The sequence below is a fragment of the Corynebacterium sp. HMSC068H04 genome (assembly GCF_001811255.1).
Lineage (GTDB): Bacteria > Actinomycetota > Actinomycetes > Mycobacteriales > Mycobacteriaceae > Corynebacterium > Corynebacterium hesseae.
On record NZ_KV803977.1, the window covers coordinates 86,762 to 107,132 of the forward strand.

Annotated in this window: 19 protein-coding genes; 1 reads left to right on the forward strand and 18 read right to left on the reverse strand. The window is 63.4% G+C overall.

From position 1 onward, the window contains the following. Positions 1–28: 28 nt before the first annotated feature. The 8 genes from tsaD to glmS form a co-directional block, all read right to left on the reverse strand. On the reverse strand, positions 29–1,081 hold the full coding sequence (tsaD, locus tag HMPREF2792_RS03010) for a tRNA (adenosine(37)-N6)-threonylcarbamoyltransferase complex transferase subunit TsaD (RefSeq protein WP_070521556.1): 1,053 nt from the start codon (positions 1,079–1,081) through the stop codon (positions 29–31). Next, complete coding sequence (rimI, locus tag HMPREF2792_RS03015) at positions 1,075–1,569, reverse strand: ribosomal protein S18-alanine N-acetyltransferase (RefSeq protein ID WP_070530754.1); 495 nt, start codon at positions 1,567–1,569, stop codon at positions 1,075–1,077. Before rimI ends, tsaD begins: the two co-directional genes overlap by 7 nt. Continuing rightward, on the reverse strand, positions 1,566–2,258 hold the full coding sequence (gene tsaB, locus HMPREF2792_RS03020) for a tRNA (adenosine(37)-N6)-threonylcarbamoyltransferase complex dimerization subunit type 1 TsaB (RefSeq protein WP_070530756.1): 693 nt from the start codon (positions 2,256–2,258) through the stop codon (positions 1,566–1,568). Before tsaB ends, rimI begins: the two co-directional genes overlap by 4 nt. Continuing rightward, positions 2,258–2,827, reverse strand: a complete 570-nt coding sequence (locus tag HMPREF2792_RS03025) for a hypothetical protein (RefSeq protein ID WP_070530758.1) — start codon at positions 2,825–2,827, stop codon at positions 2,258–2,260. The genes tsaB and HMPREF2792_RS03025 overlap by 1 nt, the downstream gene beginning before the upstream one ends. A gap of 69 nt (positions 2,828–2,896) precedes the next feature. After that, a complete protein-coding gene (locus HMPREF2792_RS03030; protein WP_070530759.1) occupies positions 2,897–4,489 on the reverse strand; it encodes an aspartate:alanine exchanger family transporter in 1,593 nt (530 codons plus the stop codon). 1 nt (position 4,490) lies between these two features. Then, positions 4,491–4,955: a tRNA (adenosine(37)-N6)-threonylcarbamoyltransferase complex ATPase subunit type 1 TsaE gene (gene tsaE / locus HMPREF2792_RS03035; protein WP_070530761.1), complete on the reverse strand. Its 465-nt coding sequence runs from the start codon at positions 4,953–4,955 to the stop codon at positions 4,491–4,493. Next, a complete protein-coding gene (gene alr / locus HMPREF2792_RS03040; RefSeq protein WP_070530824.1) occupies positions 4,945–6,051 on the reverse strand; it encodes an alanine racemase in 1,107 nt (368 codons plus the stop codon). The genes tsaE and alr overlap by 11 nt, the downstream gene beginning before the upstream one ends. 25 nt (positions 6,052–6,076) lie before the next feature. Further along, positions 6,077–7,948: a glutamine--fructose-6-phosphate transaminase (isomerizing) gene (gene glmS / locus HMPREF2792_RS03045; RefSeq protein WP_070530764.1), complete on the reverse strand. Its 1,872-nt coding sequence runs from the start codon at positions 7,946–7,948 to the stop codon at positions 6,077–6,079. A 106-nt stretch (positions 7,949–8,054) separates the two neighbouring features. Between glmS and HMPREF2792_RS03050 the strand changes: the two genes are divergently transcribed. Continuing rightward, the gene (locus HMPREF2792_RS03050; RefSeq protein WP_070530766.1) at positions 8,055–8,876 is read left to right on the forward strand and encodes a dienelactone hydrolase family protein; all 822 of its coding nucleotides are present in this window, start codon (positions 8,055–8,057) and stop codon (positions 8,874–8,876) included. A 72-nt stretch (positions 8,877–8,948) separates the two neighbouring features. Here HMPREF2792_RS03050 and HMPREF2792_RS03055 read toward each other — a convergent pair whose 3' ends face one another. From HMPREF2792_RS03055 to eccCa, 10 genes are all read right to left on the reverse strand, one after another. Further along, entirely contained in the window at positions 8,949–9,167 is a 219-nt protein-coding gene (locus HMPREF2792_RS03055) for a hypothetical protein (RefSeq protein ID WP_070521584.1), read from the reverse strand. Between the two features lie 357 nt (positions 9,168–9,524). Further along, the gene (locus HMPREF2792_RS03065; RefSeq protein WP_070530771.1) at positions 9,525–11,210 is read right to left on the reverse strand and encodes a zinc metalloprotease; all 1,686 of its coding nucleotides are present in this window, start codon (positions 11,208–11,210) and stop codon (positions 9,525–9,527) included. Next, entirely contained in the window at positions 11,210–11,521 is a 312-nt protein-coding gene (locus HMPREF2792_RS03070; protein WP_070530773.1) for a hypothetical protein, read from the reverse strand. Before HMPREF2792_RS03070 ends, HMPREF2792_RS03065 begins: the two co-directional genes overlap by 1 nt. A 140-nt stretch (positions 11,522–11,661) precedes the next feature. Next, complete coding sequence (gene glmM, locus HMPREF2792_RS03075; protein ID WP_070530775.1) at positions 11,662–13,005, reverse strand: phosphoglucosamine mutase; 1,344 nt, start codon at positions 13,003–13,005, stop codon at positions 11,662–11,664. Between the two features lie 162 nt (positions 13,006–13,167). Beyond that, entirely contained in the window at positions 13,168–13,704 is a 537-nt protein-coding gene (rpsI, locus tag HMPREF2792_RS03080; protein WP_070521636.1) for a 30S ribosomal protein S9, read from the reverse strand. Beyond that, positions 13,704–14,147: a 50S ribosomal protein L13 gene (gene rplM / locus HMPREF2792_RS03085; protein ID WP_010189505.1), complete on the reverse strand. Its 444-nt coding sequence runs from the start codon at positions 14,145–14,147 to the stop codon at positions 13,704–13,706. The genes rpsI and rplM overlap by 1 nt, the downstream gene beginning before the upstream one ends. A gap of 433 nt (positions 14,148–14,580) precedes the next feature. Further along, positions 14,581–14,868 (reverse strand): WXG100 family type VII secretion target, encoded by a 288-nt coding sequence (locus HMPREF2792_RS03090; protein ID WP_070521638.1) that lies wholly within the window; start codon positions 14,866–14,868, stop codon positions 14,581–14,583. A 71-nt stretch (positions 14,869–14,939) separates the two neighbouring features. After that, positions 14,940–15,257 (reverse strand): WXG100 family type VII secretion target, encoded by a 318-nt coding sequence (locus HMPREF2792_RS03095; protein WP_070521640.1) that lies wholly within the window; start codon positions 15,255–15,257, stop codon positions 14,940–14,942. A gap of 178 nt (positions 15,258–15,435) precedes the next feature. Next, positions 15,436–16,566, reverse strand: coding sequence for a type VII secretion-associated protein (locus HMPREF2792_RS03100; RefSeq protein WP_070530778.1), 1,131 nt, complete (start codon positions 16,564–16,566; stop codon positions 15,436–15,438). Continuing rightward, on the reverse strand, positions 16,563–20,291 hold the full coding sequence (eccCa, locus tag HMPREF2792_RS03105; RefSeq protein WP_144724300.1) for a type VII secretion protein EccCa: 3,729 nt from the start codon (positions 20,289–20,291) through the stop codon (positions 16,563–16,565). Before eccCa ends, HMPREF2792_RS03100 begins: the two co-directional genes overlap by 4 nt. Between the last annotated feature and the right edge of the window lie 80 nt (positions 20,292–20,371).

Genomic DNA, 20,371 nt, shown 5'->3' on the forward strand with positions numbered 1-20,371 from the left:
TACCTGCACCCTGGGGGTTGCGCATCCGCTAGCGCGCAGCAGCCACGAGCGGCACTTCCACCTCAAGCTGTGTATCGGTCCCGCATGCCAGGCCGGAGGGTTCTGCGCCTTCGTGGATGAGCTGGGCGGCCACCGCCGCGATCATCACGCCATTATCGGTGCACAGCTTGAAGCGCGGCACACGCAGCTCGATGTCCGCGGATTCGCAGCGCTTCGCCGCCAGTGCGCGCAGCCGCGAATTCGCCGCCACGCCACCGCCGAGCAGCAGTACCTTGGCGCCAGTGTCCTGGCAGGCGCGCACGGCCTTGGCGGTCAGCACATCTGCCACCGCCTCCTGGAAGGAGGCACACAGGTCCTCAACCTGGACCGTCGCGCCCTCGCGCTCGGCTTTTTCCACGTGGCGCGCTACTGCCGTTTTGAGGCCGGAAAAGGAGAAGTTGTGGCGGTTGGGCCCGCGCAGGTCCTCGGCCTTGGACAAACCACGCGGCAAATCGATGGTGGGCTCGCCTTGGGCGGCCAGCTTATCGATGACCGGCCCTCCCGGATACCCCAACCCCAACAGGCGGGAGACTTTGTCGTAGGCTTCGCCGGCGGCGTCGTCAAGCGTGGTGCCCAGTTCCTTCATGGGTTTGCCCACGGCTTCGACCTCGAGCAGCTGGGTGTGGCCGCCGGAGACGAGCAGCGCCACCGAGTGCGGAAGCTCATCGCCCTCCAGGTTGGCCACCGCGACGTGCCCGCCGAGGTGGTTGACGCCGTAGAAGGGCACGCCCCACGCGGAGGCGAAGGCCTTGGCTGCCGACGCCCCGACGAGGAGCGCGCCGGCCAGTCCCGGCCCCACGGTGGCGGCCACCGCATCTGGCTTCTCGACGCCCGCTTCCTCCAGCGCTGCCTTCATCACCTGCGGCATCGCTTCGAGGTGGGCGCGGGAGGCAATCTCCGGCACCACGCCGCCGAAGCGCGCGTGCTGCTCCATGGAGGAGGCGACGACGTCGGCGCGGATCTCCATGTGGCCGTTGTCAGACAGCTCGATGATTCCCACGCCGGTTTCGTCGCAGGAGGACTCGATGCCGAGGATTAACATCTCTCACTCTTTCGTGGTCGGTACATGGTGTGGGCGTCCGCGCCGGAGGGCTGGTAGTAGTTGCGGCGCAGGCCGTTGATGACAAAATCATAAGCCTCATAGAGGCGAATGGCCGGATCGTTGCCCACGCGAACCTCAAGGAAGATGGGCGCGTCGTGGGAATCTGCAAGCTCGACGATGGCATCCATCATCAGCCGCGCGATGCCCTGCCGTTGAGCCGCCGGGTCGACGCCGATGGTGCGGATTTCGTATTCCGGCCAGGCCGCGGGCCCCATCCGCCCCACGCCGGCGTAACCGAGAACCTCTCCGCGGTCGTCGTTGTGGTCATCGCGGTTGACGCCTGCGTCAACCGCCCAGTAGGTGGTGTGCCCCGCCGCGATTTCCTGCTCGAAGGCACGCGCCGGCCAGGGAGTTTCACCGGGGAAGAGTACCTTTTCTAGTTCGGCGCAGCGGGGTGCGTCCTCAAGCACGAGCGGACGCAGCCTCATGGTGCCGGCGTTTCCCCGATGCCGCCGACCAAGGCGGCCGAGCGCGGCTTCGCCTTCGGCTCCACGGCATCGGGACGCCGCAGGTACAGCGGGACGAGCGGCGCGGGCTCGGCAGAAAGATCAGCGCACGCAACCAGCCCCGCCGCGCGCGGGGTAGCCCACTCGCGGGGAAGGCCAGCGATATCTTCCGGAAGCCGCGGGGCAATAGACTCGGGGAAAACCAGGCGCGTGGTCTCCGGACTCGAGAGCCCAGCGGCGCCCAGTTCCAGGGCCTCCGGCTTCGACACGTTCGGGCCGCTGAGACGCTTACCGTCGGCGTAGGTGGCCCAGTAGACCTCTTTGCGGCGGGCGTCGATAGCCACCAGCCACTCCCCCGTGCGCCCGTGCGCGATGGCATCCAATGTGCACACGCCATGCACCGGCAGGTGAAGAGCCACCCCCAGAGCGGAAGCGGTAGCCATGCCAACGCGCAGACCGGTAAACGGTCCGGGCCCCGTGCCGACGACGATGGCGGAGAGGTCGGAGTAAGCCAGGGAGGCGTCGGCAAGCAGCTCCTCGATAGTCGGGATGAGCTGCTCGTTGTGAGCGCGCGTGCCGCTAATGACGCGGTCGATGCTCTCCCCGGTGTCGGTATCAACGATGCCCGTCACCAGGTCCGTGGTGGCGATATCGAGTGCAAGAACCTTCATTAGCCTGCGAGGTGCCAGTCGGTATCGACGTAGTCGGGGTTGTTCTTACCCATCTGATCCACGTAGTCCTGGGTATCGCGAATAAACTGCAGCGGCTGGCCCTGCTGGAACGGCAGCAGCGGCGGGATGTCCTGCTTGGCTGCTTCCGGCGACTTCAGCTGCTGCAGCAGACCATCACACAGGTCCACCTGTGTGCGCGGGAGCTTCTCCGCCTTGAACTCACCGGTCTGCGAAGCCAGCAAGATGTAGTTCACGTCATCAGGCACGGCCCCGTCGGCGAAGTCAATGTTCAGGTTTGTCGTCTCCACACCGCCCTTCTTGAGCTGATCTTCGGTGGCACCCGGGCAAACGGCGGCGACCGCACCCCACTCCTGGCCGTACACATCCTGCGGGATAAACATGGCGAAGTCCAGGTTCTTCGGGTACGCGCTCAGAGACTGGGCAACGGTCGACGGCTCCTTCGGCTCCGCGTCTGCGGGCCGGACCATCGGCAGGACGATGAGGGCGGCAAGAAAGACGGCGAAGCCGCCGATAACGACTGTGGTGATGAATTGACCAAGCTTGTTCATAAAGGTGTTTTAGCTCCTCACGCGGGGTAGCGGGAATAAACAGTACGGGGACATCCTACGCGACAACGATCAAACAATAATCAAGGCCAAGACCTGACACATGAGAATTTTGCCGATCATCGTCGTGGGATACACAGTGGCATAGCCGCGTTCTGCCAGCTGAGTACCGGTTTGCGGGTTGAGGTAGGCCATGATCGCCGGGTTCGTGGTCATTCCGGCGGCGATGCCGATCGACTCATCAAACTTCAGCCGCAGCACCAGCATGGATACCGCGACGATGCCGATGGCAGAAACCAGAGACAGCACAATGCCCACGCCTATGTACTTCAGGGAGGTCGGATCCGACAAGGCATCGCGGAACTGGCCGCCTGCCGACGTACCCACGCCCGCCAAGAACAAAGTCAACCCCAGCGTGGAAATCGTCTGCTTGGCGTGGAAAGGAAGCTGCCAGTTAATTGGGCCCGAGCGGCCCAGCGCGCCCAAGATGAGGCCAACGACGATGGGGCCGCCACCAAAGCCGAAGGACAACGTAGTGCCGCCCGGAAGCGGGATCGGAATAGCGCCGAAGAGCAGACCGATGAAGAGGCCTAGGGCAAAGGGCAACAAATCGACGTTGCCGAGTTTGGCTTCGGAGTCGCCGAGGAAACGGCGGACGTCGTCAAGCCTGCCCGGCGCGGTGATGACGCGCACGCGGTCCGAGTAGTGCAGGACGGTTTCCTCGTTTGGCACGACGTCGGAGTCGCCGCGGCGCACGCGCGCGATGAGGAAGCCTTCCTTCACAGTGTCCAAGTCCTTGAGCTGATAGCCCGCAACACGTGGGCTGGACACGGTCAGGCGCCGGTAGACCAGGCCATCCTCCTCATGAAGGTTGATGTGGATCTCCTCACCCAACTGGGAAATCGCGCTATCCAACGCGGGCGCTGTGCCGTTGAGCAGGAATTCCATGCCGGCGCGCAGCGGGAGCTCCGGGTAGGCCAGGTCGTGCTCGTGTGGGTTGTTCACATGGCGGGTGGCGATGACGCGCTCGCCGGTCACCTCTTGGAGGTCCCCCACCGTTGCGTCGAAATCGCGGGTCAGGCGCACCGCCCGCCACTCCAGCGGCTCTGCAATCATGCCCTCGGCGCGCGCGTCCTCAATGTGGTTCACGCGCAGCACCTTGGCACCAATCGCGGCAACCAGAATGGTTCCGATGATGCAGCCCGGGTAAGCCAGGGAATAGCCCACCACCGGGGTGCTATCGCCACCCAAGGCTTCGACGACCGCGGCCATACCCGGCGTCGAACTCACCGAACCCGCCAGCGTGCCCACGCTAATCGCCGGGTCCAGATCAAACATGCGCATCGCCAGGGTGGTCAGCCCCGCCAACACGAAGAAGAATACGATGACCACCATGGACATCTTCCATCCACGCCGGCGGAAATCTTGGAAGAAGCTACGGCCGAAGTTCAGGCCGATGACATACACGAAGATGGCCAAACCAAATTGATACACGAACGCCGGGACCACGATGTCCGGGTTGGCCGCGGACAAGCCTAAGGCCACGAACATCGCAGCGGCGGCGCCGAGCGAGATGCCGAAGACATTGATCTTGCCGACGGCTAATCCCACCGCCATGATGAGAAAAAGCGTGAGCAGGGGCTGTTCAGCAAGGAAAGCCAGCACGTTAATTCACCCATTTCCATGTGAATACGCGGACGTCATCGTCCGAATCCCGGTTGATTGTAACGGCGAGGTACGAGTCAGATAGCCGCTCCATGAAGCCCCCGCCCCATTCGGCGACGACGACGGCGTCCTCTATTTCGGTGTCTAAGTCTAGACTGTCCAGCTCCCCCAACGGATCCTCTGAATGATCCAAGAGGCGGTAGGCATCCACGTGCACCAACGTCGGCCCGCCCACGCGCGAGGGGTGCTCGCGCGCGATGACGAAGGTCGGCGACGTCACCCGCCCCTTCACCTGCATTCCGCGGGCAATACCCTGCGTGAAGGTGGTTTTCCCGGCACCCAAGGGACCATCAAGAATAACTAGGTCCCCGGCCTCTAAAGCCGCGCCCAGCTCCTCGCCGAAGGCCTGAGCATCCTCCGGAGTGGCCGCCTCGCGGTGTCCTTCGTGTGGAAAATCACTGCGCATCGCTAGCTCCTTCGCGGTATGTGCGCTGGGTGCGCCCAGTGGGGCGGCACAGTACTTCGTAGTTGATGGTCCCGGCTGCCTCGGCCAGCTCGGTAGCGCTCATGCCGCCACGGCCAAAGATAACGGCTGTCTCCCCGGCGCGCACACCGTGGGGATTAGCCCCAAGGTCGACGACAATCTGGTCCATACAGACCCTGCCCACCTGCGGGTAGAGCTCGCCGCCGATGCCTACCTGCAGCGCCCCTTGAAAGGCCCGCGGCAGCCCATCGGCATAGCCCACGCTGACGGTGGCGAGTTGACGGTCGCTATCCGCGGTCCAGGTCAAGCCGTAGCAGGTGGACTCCCCCGCCGAAATCGGCTTCACCGCAACGACGGACGCTTCCCACGTCATGGCAGGCTTCAGCCCATGGTCGCGCCCGGCCACCGGTTCGAGCCCATACAGGACCAGCCCGACGCGCACCTGCTCGAAGCGCGCCGAAGGGCGGGTCAAGGCCGCGGGCGAGTTAGCCAGATGGTTCAGCGGGCACTCAAGCCCGACCTCACGGGCAAGCTCTAGGGCCTGGCGGAACTCCGTTTCCTGATGATCATTGTGCGGGTGCTCCGGCTCGTCCGCACAAGCAAAGTGGGACATGAGGCCCAGGACGGTGATGTGGGGGGCGTCGGCAAGCAGGCGGAAGGTCTCCTCCCACGCGTGCTTGTCGACGCCCGAGCGGTGCATCCCCGTCTCCACCATCACGAAGACCTCGGTGGGCGCATCAGTGGCGGCGATGAGCGCCTGCGCGTGCGCCAAAGAGGGAATGCCGATCTGGATACCAGCGGCTAGGGCCGGGGCGAGGTCCTCCGTCGGCTCCCACAGCCAGGCAGCGATGGGCAGGGTATCAATGACCTTCCGCAGCGCCACGGCCTCGGCCAGCGTGGCCACCCCGAAGGCGTCCGCCCCCGCCTTCGCCATGACCGGGGCGCAGCGCTCGATGCCGTGGCCATAGGCATCCGCCTTGACCACGCACATGAGGCGGGCCGGGGCCACCGCCTCCTTCACGCGAGCGACATTGTGAGCAATAGCGTTGAGGTCAACGGTGGTTTTCAACATGCCCACCATTGTGCCACTTAAGGGTGCGGCGCTATTCGACGGTCACCGACTTCGCAAGGTTGCGCGGCTGGTCCACGTCGTAGCCCTTGGCGGTTGCCACACCGCAGGCGAAAATCTGCAGCGGGACGGTAGCCAGCAGAGGCTGCATGAGCGTCGGCGCCTGCGGGATGCGGATGATGTGGTTGGCGTAGGCCTCGACGGCCTCGTCGCCCTCTTCCGCGATGACGATAGTGATGGCACCACGGGCGCGGATCTCCTGGATATTGGAGACGACCTTGGAATGCAGGGAATCCCGGCCGCGCGGGGAAGGCACGATGACGAAGACCGGCTGGCCCTCTTCGATGAGCGCGATGGGGCCGTGCTTGAGCTCGCCGGCGGCGAAGCCCTCCGCGTGCAGGTAGGCGATCTCCTTGAGCTTGAGCGCGCCCTCCAGCGCGACGGGGAAGCCGACATGGCGGCCCAGGAAGAGCACCGACTTGGCATTCTCCATGGCGTTGGCCAGGTCGTAGACCTGCTGCTCGTTGTCGATGATTGCCTGAACCTTATCCGGCATATCACGCAGATCCTCGAGGACGGAGTTGACCTCATCGGAGAACATGTTGCCGCGCAGGCGGGCCAGGTAGAGGCCCAGCAGGTAGGTCGCGGTGATCTGCGCCAAGAAGGCCTTGGTGGAGGCCACGGCGATCTCCGGGCCGGCGTGGGTGTAGAGGGCAGCGTCGGACTCGCGCGGGATGGAGGAACCCTGGGTGTTGCAGATGGCGATCACCTTGGCGCCCTGCTGGCGGGCGTGGCGCACGGCCATGAGGGTATCCATGGTCTCGCCCGACTGGGACAGGGCCACAACCAAGGTCTTCTCGTTGACGATCGGATCGCGGTAGCGGAACTCGTGGGCCAGCTCCACCTCGCACGGGATGCGGCACCAGTGCTCGATGGCGTAGCGCGCGACGTGTCCTGCGTAGGCGGCGGTGCCGCAGGCGATGACGATGATCTTGTCGATAGACTTGAGCACCGACTCCTCGATGCGAATCTCATCGAGGACCAGGTTGCCGGTCTCATCGAGGCGGCCCAGCAGCGTATCGCGCACGGCTGCCGGCTGGTCGTGAATTTCCTTCTCCATGAAGGAGTTGAAGCCGCCCTTTTCGGCCGCGGCGGCATCCCACTTGATCTCGAAGGGCTTGCCCTGGGCGGGGTTGCCGTCGTAGTCGGTGATCTCGACATCATCCGCGGTGATGGTGACGACCTGATCGTTGTCCATCTCGACGGCGGACTTGGTGTAGTCGATGAAGCCAGAGACGTCCGAACCCAGGAAGTTCTCCCCTTCACCCAAGCCGATAACCAGCGGAGAATCGCGGCGCGCGGCCACGATGCGGTCTGCCTGCTCGGCGTGGATAGCCAAGAGGGTAAACGCGCCTTCCAGGCGCTTGCCGGTCAGTTGCATGGCCTTGGTGAGGTCACCGCCGGCCTCGTTGTGGAACACATCCGCCAGGAGGGTGGCGGCGACTTCGGTGTCGGTCTCGGACACAAAGTTGTGGCCCTTGGCCTCCAGCTCGGTCTTGAGCTCGGCGAAGTTCTCGATGATGCCGTTGTGAACGACGGCGAGCTTGCCGCCATCCACCACGTGCGGGTGGGCGTTCAGATCGGTCGGGCCACCGTGAGTGGCCCAGCGGGTGTGCCCGATGCCCAGGACGGAATCCTGAAGCGGACGCGCGGCGATTTCGGCTTCCAGCGCGGCGACCTTTCCGGCCTTCTTGCGCCAGCCGATCTTGCCATCGGCGTACATTGCGACGCCTGCTGAGTCATAGCCGCGATACTCCAGTCGACGCAGGCCCTCCAGCACAACGTCTAAGGCAAAGTACTCACGGCCATCGGTGTTATGGCCAATGTATCCAACGATTCCACACATAGGTCGAAATTTTACAGCATGATTTAACATGCCGAATCGCAAGGATCCTACTTAATCTCCCGCACTGTTCACCGCTTTGCTTATTCTTTCCTCTATTCTGTAAAGCGTGTCTGCGAATTTGAAGAAGCATCTCGGTACGTTGTCTAAGCGCGGCCCGCACCGCGTCCTCGTCGGAGACCTGTCTTATGCAGGGCTTGAGGGCAAGGTGTACACCCCGGTTGAGGGCAAGGGCCTGCCCGCCGTGGCGTTTGCCCACGACTGGACGAAGAGCATCAAGGACTACCACGCCACCCTGCGCCACTTGGCCAGCTGGGGCATCGTGGTGGTTGCTCCGGATACGGAGACGGGCGTCTTTGCCAAACACCGCGACTTGGCTGCCGACCTCGAATCGGCCTTGCAAATTGCCGCCGGCGTCAGGCTGGGCGCTGGCAAGATTTCGGTCTCCGCTTCCAAGCTGGGTGTCTTTGGCCACGGCATGGGCGGCGGCGTGGCTACCCTGGCTGCCGTGGATAACCCGAAGGTCCGCGCCGTCGCGGCCCTCTACCCTGCCGATACTTCCCCGTCCGCGGTTCAGGCCGCACACGCAGTGAAGGCACGCGGCCTCGTTATTGGCGCGGGCCAAGATGATATCTTCCGCGCGGGAAACCCCGCGAAGCTGGCCAACGCCTGGGGCGGTCCGGTGGCTTACCGCGAAATTGCTAAGGGCACGCAGTCCGGCTTCAGCGAGGACAAGCTTTTCAAGTTGGCGCTTGGCTCCGGCTTCTTCCAAGGTTCCGCAGTCGAAACTGCCCGCGGCCTTGTCACTGGCTTCTTCCTGTCCACCCTCGCTGGCGAATCCAAGTACGACGACTTTGCGGCTGCCGACGCCTCCGCCAAGGGCGTCGAGAGCTTCGTCGGCGAAGACCTCACCAAGCGGGCCGGTTACTAGCACGACGGGAAACGTTTCGACGAGCTAGCGCCGCAAGGCGCACATGTGCTCCGACTTAAGCAGGACGATGGTTTATTCGTCCTGCTTTAGTCGTTTTAACCGAGGAACCTCAATGAAAAGCCAGGCGATAAGTGCAATGCCCGGCAGAAGCAACTGAGCGGCTGTCCACAGTTTTATGTGGGCCATTTCTCTGTCGTATTTAATCTCAATGCCAAGCACAACAAAAGCCACCAAGAGGTACAGCATGGGAAGAACGCCCCACAAGACGTCATAAAGCCAAGGAACTGTCATGCGGTCTTCCTCCAAACCCTGGTTGATACGTACAGCGATTACTCACGCCACGGTAGCACCTGGGGCTGCTGGCGCACAGAGGAGTTTCCCGGTTTCCGTGTCACCCGCGCCTGAGCACCGATTGCACTTGACCGCGCGGGCGGCCCCGCCCCTGCCCCTGGCTTTGGCCGTGCCCTACACCCCTGGCGGCTGGGCTTCGCCTCTGTGGGTCCGGGTGCACTTGGGTTTGGGCCGCGCGCTGCGCAGATCTTTCCAGCTCATCCTGTGCCTTAGCCATGGCTTTCTCAAATTCCAGTAGCCGTGCGGCTGTGCGCTCGCGGAATCCGCGGGCGAACTCATCAAAATCATTGTGCGGCATTACCACTGCCCTGCCTTTCGTGCGTGTACAGACGATGTCTCTGAGCTTTCTTGCGGCGCTATGTCTGGTGCGGCCTCAGTTGCGGGAGCTGGCGCTGGCTCGGATGCGGGTGCTGGCGCAGGATCCGGTGCTGGCACCGGTGCTTCCGCTGCTTGCATGTGTGCAAGCTTCTCCGGCGGTGCTTCTGGCTCCGGGACATTGTTCAGCTCCGGCGGTGGCGGCGTAACACCATTGTCAGGAGCAGGTTCCGGCGCAGGCGGCGGACAGGGCTCTGGTTCTGGCTGGGGTTCGGGCTCTGGCTCAGGCACCGGCTCCGGTACAGTTTCTGGCTCCGGCAGGTTTTCGATGAAGTCCACAGCCGCCTCGGCCAAGAGGCCCAGCCCCAGGATGGCGACCCCTACGCCGAGGATTCCCAAGCTTCCGCAGCAGGATTCTTCAGGCTTGCACTCACCCGGCTCCGCAACTGGTGGCTGCTCTGGCGCCTCACAGTCTTCACCTTCTACCGGTTCCTCAGGGCACTCGACTTCCTCAGCCACCGGCTCCATATCCTCCGGGCAGTCAATTACCTCCTGTTGCGCGGGTTCGGTGGGAATCTCCACCCCTGCATCAGCTGGCTTCGTTGTTTCCATTTCACGTTGCTGCTCGCTGCAACCGCAGGACTGCGCTTCCTTCTCCGCATGGCAGCCGCACGGTGTGTGCTGCGCTTCTGGCGCAGTGGATTCCGGCTTGGGCTGCGCTACGGTTTCAGTTGGTGTGCTTGGAGGCTGGGACGGTTTCGCCGGCTGTGGCTTCTCTTCATCCGGCGGGCACTCTTTTTCCGGCGCCGCAGCGGGACGAGTTGGCGCCGGTTCCTCCGGCGGCACTACCGGTTTTTCAACCCCCTGCTCAACTGGAGGCTGCGGCGGGGCAGGTGTGGAAGGAGCCGGTGCGGGAGAAGACTGCGCTGGTGCAACAGGTTCAGCGGACTGGGCTGGCTTCGTCGGCTCACAAGGCTCAGGCTCAGGTTGTGGGCACTGCTTCGGTTTGTCCTCACAGCCGCATTCGGGTTCCGGCGGGGTCTCCGGAAGCTCGCGCTCACACACCTCAGAACAGCGCCTCTCAAACTCGCCATAGCAATTCTCGATAGCAGTATCGCGGTCCCGGCAGGTCTGCGTAATAGTGTCATTCGTCTGATCGATCAGATCCCCACCAATACGCGCTATCTCAGGGACGATGGCCTTTCCCAGAGGATGCCGCTGCAATAGCAACGTCAGGATGTTGAGTAGGGGAATGACAGCGGAGATGAGCTCTGCCACCGCAGAATCGGAAACATCGACCACATCCTCGATGGCCTCGGAGCACTGCTGTGCGGATTCCACCAGGTCATCGGCTTCGTCTCTCTCCTTCTCAAAGTCATCCTGCACGCCGCGCAGGTGATCCATGAGCGCTCCCCCGGCCAGCGATAGAACCGTCCCTAAAAGGAAATCTCGCAATCCATTGCCACCGCGCCGCGGGCGCCGAGCGCCCATCGCCGATGCGGTACTGCTAATCAGGTCATCCGGTTTAATCCCATCGACCGAGCCCACCATGTCCCCCAACAGACCAATAGGTGTGCTGGGTCCGGAGTAGCCCCCTAGGCTAGCGGCCTGAAACTGGGACACCGCCTGTGAATAATCACCCAAAAGTGACTTGACCATCGTGGACATCAGTTCATCCCCGCTTCCTGCTCACCAAGCTGGCTAGAAAGACCACGGTCGATCTCCCCGAAGGCACGCAGCTGTGCGCGTGCAGCATCCGCTGTGGCCGATATGTTGTCCAACCGCCACGCTCCGCGCTCATGCAGCTGGCTCAGCAACGCCTGAATCTGCGCCCCATGCCCGCCGAAGTCCCTGCCCGCGGATGACGCGGGAAAGTTCGGTCTGTCCCCACGATGCGCGTCACTTTGGGCGCGGGTTTGGTCCACGACGGCGTCGAGAAGCCGCGTGGCTTCGTCCTCATCAAAAAATACGTCGGGCATGAGCGCCCTCCTTCTCGTCCACAACAAACAGTGATTCCTGCCCTTATTGGACTGAGAAACCTCCCCTCCGGTTCCCCCATCACCCACAAAACACGAAACCCCAGGCCGCATGGCCCGGGGTTTAGCGTGGGTGCGTAGAACTAGACTGCAGCAACAACCGCAGCGAGCTTGCCCGCCACCTTGCGCGCCTGCTCCTCTTCAGCAGCCTCCACCATGACGCGGAAGAGCTCCTCCGTGCCGGACGGGCGCAACAGAACGCGGCCTGTGTTTCCAAGCTCCGACTCGGCGGCAGCGATAGCTTCCTTGACCTCAGGAGCCTTAAGAATGACGGCTTTATCGGACACCGGAACGTTAATGAGCACCTGCGGCAATACCGTCATCACGGAGGCCAGCTCCTTGATGGACTTCCCGGACTTCGCCATGCGCGCCATGATGGACAGGCCAGTCAGAGTGCCATCACCAGTGGTGCAGTCATCCGGCAACACCACGTGGCCGGACTGCTCGCCGCCCAGGGAGTAATCGCCACGGTTGAGCTCCTCCAGCACGTAGCGGTCACCCACGGCGGTTTCCTTGACCTCGATGCCCTGCTCCTGCATGGCCAGCTTCAGGCCCAGGTTCGACATGACGGTAGCCACCAAGGTGTTGAAGCGGAGATCGTTGTCTTCCTTCATGCCCACGGCGAGGATCGCCATGATCTGGTCGCCGTCAACAACATTGCCCTCGGCATCCACGGCCAAACAGCGGTCAGCGTCGCCGTCGTGAGCCAAGCCCAGATCGGCGCCGTGCTCGACGACGGCCTCCTGGGTCTTCTCGATGTGCGTCGAACCGCAGTCCTCGTTGATGTTGAAAGCATTGGGCTTGTTGTGAATGGCAATGACCTCAGCACCCGCAGCCTCGTAGGCCTGCGGTGCCACCTTGGAGGCAGCACCATTAGCGGTATCGACGACAACCTTGATGCCGCTCAGATCCGTGGTCACGACCTCGGCCAAGTGCTTGAGGTAGCGCTCGCGGCCGTCGGGAGCCTCCGAAATGATGCGACCAATCTTGGTCGCAGTAGGTCCGTCTTCGGTGAGGCTTCCCATGGCAGCCTGGATGCGATCCTCCACCTCATCAGGCAGCTTCTTACCGCCCGCGGAGAAGAACTTGATGCCATTGTCCGGCATCGGGTTATGGGAGGCGGAGATCATCACGCCGAGATCTGCCCCAAAGTCATCGGTGAGGAACGCGATAGCCGGGGTAGGCAGCACGCCGACGCGTACGACGTCGACGCCACGCGATGCTAAGCCCGATGCGATCGCCGCATCCAGCATCTCACCCGACACGCGCGGATCGCGCCCGATAATCGCGAGCGGTCGACGCTCATAGGACTCACGGTCCGAGGTCAATACCTCCGCCGCCGCCTGTCCCAAGCGCAAGGCCAGGATCGGAGTGAGCTTCTTGTTCGCTAGGCCGCGAACTCCATCGGTTCCAAAAAGTCGAGTCATAGTTGTTCATTATGCCTGCTACCCCATAGCTTCCGCAGATCGGGCCACCAACGATGTCTGTCTATGACTCGCGGCTTCACGTTGTGCACGCCCTACACAAAGCGAAAGCCGCCGCCTCCGTACTAGGGAAGCAGCGGCTTTCGAAAATGCAGTGCGCGAAGATTAACGCTTGGAGTACTGCGGGGCACGACGTGCCTTGTGCAGACCAGCCTTCTTGCGCTCCACGGCACGAGCGTCACGGGTGAGCAGGCCGGCCTTCTTGAGGGCCGGGCGGTCAGCCGGGTTGTAGACGTTCAGTGCGCGGGCGATAGCCAGACGCAGAGCGCCGGCCTGGCCGGTCGGGCCACCACCGTTGACGGTGACCTTAATGTCGAACTGGCCATCGCGCTCAAGGATGGTCAGCGGCTGCAGGATGTCCTGCTGGTGCAGCTTGTTCGGGAAGTACTCGTCAAAGGCACGGCCGTTGACGGAGATGTTTCCGGAACCAGCAACGAGGCGAACACGAGCGATGGCGCGCTTACGGCGACCAACGGTCTGGATCGGGCCCTCGTGGATAGCCGGGGCAGCGGTCTCAACCTCAGCCTCGGTATCGGTTGCCAGGGAATCACCGATGGTGTTGGTGAACTCCTCGGTAGCGGCGGTTGCTGCAGCGATGTCGGCAGCGTCGGCTACATTGTTGTCGATGTTCTGCTCGGTCATTACTGTGCCACCTGCTTAAACTCAAAGGTTTCCGGCTTCTGGCCGGCGTACGGGTGCTCCTCGCCCACGAAAACGTGCAGCTTCTTGATGGAGGCGTTGGAAAGCTTGTTGTGCGGCATCATGCCCTTCACAGCTTCCTCGATAACGCGGACCGGGTTGGCGTCCAGGGACTGACCAAGGGTCATGGACTTCAGGCCGCCCGGGTAACCGGAGTGGCGGTAGCGCATCTCGCGCTCGCGCTTGTTGGAAGAAATGTGGATCTTGTCCGCATTCAGGATGATGATGTGGTCGCCGCAATCAACGTTCGGTGCGTACTGGGGCTTGTGCTTGCCGCGCAGCATGTCAGCCACGGTGGAAGCGAGCTTGCCCAGAACCACGTCGGTAGCGTCGATGACGTACCACTTGCGGGTGATGTCACCGCTCTTCGGGTGGAAAGTAGACAAAATGACTCCTTGAAAGTCTGTCTCGGAACTGCCGGCCATCGCTATGTAAGCCTTGACGCGGTACATACAGCGGCCGGTGGAGACCTGCAGCCCGCGCGCACCCACTAACGACGGGGTGCGGACACATAGGTGTTTCACTTTAGTACGCAGCAGTTTGAAAACCCAAAACGCCGATATCGCCCCTCACCAACGCCTCCACCTCAATTCATTCGGGGTGGGGGTAGAGACAGAAACGTTGATGAGAAGCGATACCGGCGCCTTCACTGGGCGGGCGGTGGAAGCTGAGTCAAGGCGGCGCGTCCAGCCCTTCCATTCCCTGCGCCTTCCTTTCCTAGCCTCCGCGCCTTCCTACCTACCGCTCATCACTCATGGTGGTGAATGGTGTTAAAGAAAAAGCTCACCCACCCAGTTCAAGACTCACAGCCGGGTCGGTTTATCCCCAGCTGGCGGCAGCGCGACGGTTGACGTCACTCATGTTGTCGTTGCCCTGGGAGACCGTGGTGGAGATGGTCGCCAGCACCGTGTTGAGCTCGGCGGCCGCCTTATCCCACTTAGCTTGCGCCGCGTTATATGCCGCAGCGGAATCTCCCTCCCAGGTCGATACCATCGGCTGCAGGGTGGCCTTCAGGTCACCGAGGAGTCCATTGATGCGACCGGAGGTGGAGTTGATGTCGGCTGCGGCGCCGGCGATGGCGCCGAACTGATACTTGATTCCAGACATTGCGTGTTCCTTATCTTCTGTGTGCTCGTGTGTAATTCAACGTGTGCTGTAGTCAGTGAAAGCAGCTAGCGCTACAAGGCCAGTCCCGCGCCGCCGACGTTCTCGAAGGACTGGGCGTTATCCGCCTCAACCGTGTCGAAGTTGCGGGCATTATCCCTGATGTTTTCGCTGATGGCGGTCAGCGCTTCACGCAGCTGCTGCGCGGAGGAGTTGTAGCGCTGCATCAGGTTGTCAAAGGAAACCTGCGCGCGGCCTGCCCAGCTGCCGCGAACGGAATCCACAACACCCTGCAGACGGGTGAGCTCACCCTGTACCTCGTCATTGGTGGAGTCGACGCGGCCGGCGGTGGCCACCATTACGTCGGCTTCTGTGCGGAACGTTTGAGTCATGTTCTTCTCTTTCTGTCTTGATCCCTACCTGGGGTATATCCCTTTTCCAAGGGCTTGGTGTGTGTTTCTTTCCCCCCGAGAAGCACCCTGTGTCCTTCTCACCCTTATTGGACTGAGCTAGTGGCTCATCGGTTCCCGCCGCGTTCAAAAATCTTTTAGCTTCGCGGCGTGCTCCCTCCTACTCCTTTTTGACCAGAGATTCCGCAGCCATCCGGCAGGCGGCTTTCTGCACCACGTTGGGTTCAAACTTGGTGTGGCACCCCACGGACATCTGATGGCCCTTGTCTTCCCACATCATCCACGTCACCTGCGAACCGTCTCCAGGGTCCTCGGTATACGTCAGCCGCCCAGATTCCTCGACCGGATCACGGAGGGCGGGATCGGAGTCGATCTGTCCTTTAATCTCGGCGAAAAGGACGTCGACGGGAACGTTGAAGAGCGGATCGGCTGCCAAAAGGATGCGCAAATTGGGGTCTTCGCCGGCCGCAGTGACAAGCCCGTCCTCCACGCTGGTCCGGAATCCCTGCGGGAGTACCAGGGACATCCCTTCCACCTCGATGGCCTGCTGGCCAGGGCGCAGCTGCGTGCTGCCGGATCCCTCGGACTCCGCCTCCGTTGCGGCACCCCTAGGACGCTCATCCCCACCGGGTGCTGCAGCCGTACCCGGCGCGCCGGCAGCCACAGACGTATTCTCATCCACCTGTTCGGAAGTCGACGCCGCCACGGCCGCATCCTTGCGCCCCACCGCCCACCAGGACACCCCGGCGACGACAACCACCATGACCGCTATCGCGATGTAGAAGGGATCGACGCCTCCCCAAAACGCCGTCCAACGGGATTGCGCTGCGCGATGGGAGCGCAAACGGCGAGCTGCCCGAGGCCGCTCAGCAGTTATCTCCTTCGCACCGTCATAGTCGTACTGTTGCTCCCCCACCGCTGAGCGGGAAGCAGCCTGTGATGCGCTGACCGCAACCGGTGCCGGCGGCGGCGATGGTTCTGGCTCTAGGACCGTCGCCCCGGCACCAGCGAGTTGCCGGCGCAGGATACTCACGGCTTCGACACTGACATCCGTTCCGGATGGATCCGCCACCACCTCAACGGTGACGTCCGGCCATTCCGCCCCACAGACTTTTTCTGCCTGGTCAAGGACGGCCTCCAGCGCCCACCCCTCGGCGATTCCCGTGCCGGGCAGGTCATAGCGATAAATCGTTTCCGGGCCTTCATAAATCGTGGCGGCATCGAGCACCGTGACGATCAGCGTGGTCTCTGGCGCGGTTGTCGGTGTTCGCAGTGCGTGCGTCGCGGTCATTGGTTGTCTCCTTTGTTGCCTGTGGTCTGTGGTGGGTTGTGTGAACTATCGGCGCTCGGCACATACACCTGCGCCAAGCCCTGAGATATGCCGCGCAGGACCCATTGGCCGCGGCCTGGCGGCAGCGCTGTTGGCTTGATGCCGAAGATGGCGCCTTCGTCGCGGTCGGCGTCGAGAAGCAGCAGCGCCGGCTGCAGGTCCCGCACCGCAGAGAGGAACTGCCCAAACATCGCGCGCCCGATGCCGCCGGCTTTGCGCGCGAGCACCAGGTGCAGCCCCACATCGCGGGCATGCGGGAGGAGCTCGAGCAGTGGCGCCAGGGCAATGTCGCTGACCAGGTCGAGGTCGTCGATAACCAGGTAGATGTCCGGCCCCTCCCACCAGCTGCGCGCTGCAAGCTGGGCGGGGGTGACCTCGGGGCCGGGAAGGCGCTGTTCCAAGGTGCGCACGGTATCGAGGATGGCTTGGGTGGCCGCGCTTGCCGACGCCCCATACGCCGCCACCATTTCCTCATCCAACGTCCCCAAATGTGCACGGCGCTCATCGATGACCACGAGGCGGGCGGCTTCCCTGCCCAGGTGGCTAATTCCGGCCAGGATTACGCTGAGGAAGTTCGATTTGCCGGAGCCTTGGGAACCAATGCACACCAGGTGCGGCTGTGTGACTGGATCCCAACTAAGGACTTCGAGGTCCGGCCCGCCGATTCCCCAGGCCACCCCGTCCAGTGGCGAGCCGTCATCTGGCTCGGGCAACTCGGTGAGAAGGGCGGGCAGCATCTTCAGCGGTGGAACCGGTTCGGCACCGGCATGCACACCGCAGATGTGGGCGATGTCTTGCGGGGACGTTGCGGCAAACAGCAGGTTCTCCCCTGCCAGTGTGATTCCCCGTCCGGGCGTTGCCGGGAGCTTCTGCTGCGCCTTGCGGTCGATGAGTGAGTCCATTGCTTCACCCAGCCGCAGCTCGATACGGGCCGCGATGAGATCCCGAATAGACGGCCGCAGGCTCGTCCACCGCGCTGCAGCGATCACGACGTGGACGCGGGCGGAGGCGCCGTCGGCGACCAGCTGGGTGATCGGCTCAGCAAGGTCCTCAAAATCCGCGCCGGAGGTGCCGATGTGGTGCCAGCCGTCCACGATGAGGAAGGTGTGGCGGGGCTCCGGGCGGCGCACGAGGCCGGCGACTTCATCAACGATGCGACGGATTTTCTCCGGCTCCTCACGGCCAGCCACCCCGGCCACGTGGGGCAGCCGGTCCAGCACCCGCAGCTGCCCGCCGCCCAGGTCAATGACATAGAAACGCACCTGTCCCGGTGAATGCCGCAGCGCCAGACCGGAGGCGATACTGCGCAGCGCCATCGACTTACCCGACTGCGGTCCACCGCACAACGCCAGGTGCCCACCTCCTGCCTTAAAGTCCACGGTGAGCGGGTCTTGGCGCTGGTGGTAGGGGCGGTCAATAAGCCCCACCTCGGCGCGCAACTCTCCGCCCGCGCCGGGAGAATCTTCCCGCAAGGAAGCAACGCTGGACAGCTCCACCACGGGCGGCAGGGGAGGCAGCCAGATTCTTCGCGCCGACTGGCCACGCCGAGCAGCCTCATCCCGGGCAGCGGCCACCACGGTGTCCAGGAGCGTGCTCGAGGAATCTACGAGCTCTGCAAATCCGAGTTCTTCTTCCACCGCGCGCTGCCCTGTGAAAAGCTCCACGCGCGCGGCGTGCCGCGCATTCATTTCAGAATCATCAGGCGCTACCCGGCGCGTGACCGGGCCAGACACATAGGAGGCGTGGAAGCGAGTAGGGGCATCGGCATCCGTCTTGAGGTAGCCGGCTCCCGGCTGGGCGGGGAGATGATAGGCATCGACCACGCCGAGAACTTGGCGGGACTCCCCCGCGGAGAAGGTCTTCAATCCGATGCGGTAGGACAGGTGCGAATCCAATCCCCGCAAGCGCCCTTCCTCCAAGCGCTGGGAGGCCAGCAGCAGGTGCACATGGAGCGAGCGGCCAAGCCTTCCCACCGCGACGAAGAGCTCGGCGAAGTCCGGGTGCTGGCCTAAGAGCTCCGAGAACTCATCCACCACGATGACCAACGCCGGCAGCGGTCCGTGCTCGGCCACCGCAGCAGCCGAGGCATTGAACTCGCCCACGTTCGCAAAATTGCCCGCCTTGCGCAGCAGCTCCTGGCGGCGGTTCATCTCGCCGGAGATGGCATCATACATGCGCTCCACCAGGGTCGATTCTTCCTCCAGGTTGGTAATCACGGCGGAGGTATGCGGCAGCTCCTCACACCCTAGGAAGGTTGCGCCACCCTTGAAATCAACGAGCACGAGGTTGAGCTCCTCCGGGCTATGGGTGGCGGCCAGCGCTACGACAAGCGTTCGAAGTAATTCCGACTTTCCGCTGCCAGTAGCACCAATGCACAAACCATGCGGCCCCATCCCGCCCTGCGCGGACTCCTTCACATCAAGCATCAGCGGGTGCCCGGACTCGTCCACGCCGATGGGCACACGTAGCCGCTCAGCCGGGCTACGTCCCTGCCACATGCCGGAGGCCTGAAGCGCATCCACGTCCCGATAGCCCAGCAAGGTCGGCAGGTCCGCATCGCGACCGTGCCGGGGCGCTGCCGCAGCATCACTGCCAAAGGGGCGGTGATAGGGCGCAAGCGTACGGGCGCGCAGGAGGGCCGTGGAATCGTCGACAAGCGCACAGCGTCCCAGCTCCTCCTCCCCCGCGGCAGTAACCACGGAGAGCGCGCCCTCCGCCCGCAGATAGATGCCTTCTTCCTCAGCGCGGCGCCCGAGCGGCGAATGAGGCGTAACGCCCACGGCGATGGTGGTTGTGGGGGTATCCTCCAGCGCGTCACTGCGCGGCACGGCAACGCCGCTTGCCTGGTCCTCCTCAACAACGCGGATGCGGAACTGGGCTTGGCCCGGATCCCTAACGTGTGGCAGCCACTTCAGCCAGTTCCACTCCTCACCGTGGTACTCAATGCCCACTGTTTCCGGACCGTGCAGCACGGCCAGGTGTAGCAGCAGCGCGCGGGCAACCCCGGCCGCATCCTCGCCGGCCAGGCCAACGATGGGAAAGGCTTGCAGTTGGATGACCACCGGCATGTCCGCCAGCGTTCCCACCGCGCGCACGGTCTGGCGCAAGCTCACCGCGCACACCGGATCGAGGTCCTCCGCCGCGCCCGAATCCGGCACGTTAATGGGCGTGCACAGGGCCATCGGCCCCGTCCCCACCCGCACCTCCAAGGCGTCCGGGGAATCCGCGTCCCGTTCCCACAGGCGCGTTGTCGGAATCAACGCTCCAAGCTGCTCAGGGTCAGGGTTGCGGTGTTCTTCATGCGCGCGTTGCGCCGCCCCGCGCTCCAGCGCTTCCTCCCGCAGCGCCTTGAGGTGGCGCAGGTAGGTCCGGCGGGTCTCATCCGGATCCTGCCCGCCTCCCTGCGGGTTAAACATCATGGCCATACTGGCCAGCATCATGAGCGGAAACATGAGGCTCATGGGGCTCATCCGGCGGGCGTCCCCCGCCCCGAGAACCATGAGCGCCACCATGCCCAGCATGGCCGCGATCATGACCAGCGGCATAAGTAGGCGAACCAGTGGCACGGGTTGAGCGCGAGCCGCCTCCGGCACGGCCTCGGCGTTAATGCTGCCCTGCGGCAACGGCGGTGCCGGCTCCCGATAGGCCGGCTGCCCAGTGTCCACGACGCGTGTGGGTACGCGCATATCAAAGTCCTTCCCCCCGAAGTACTCCACCGCCTCCTGAAGCGGTGGACAGCGTGCCACCAGTAAGCCACAATGTGAGG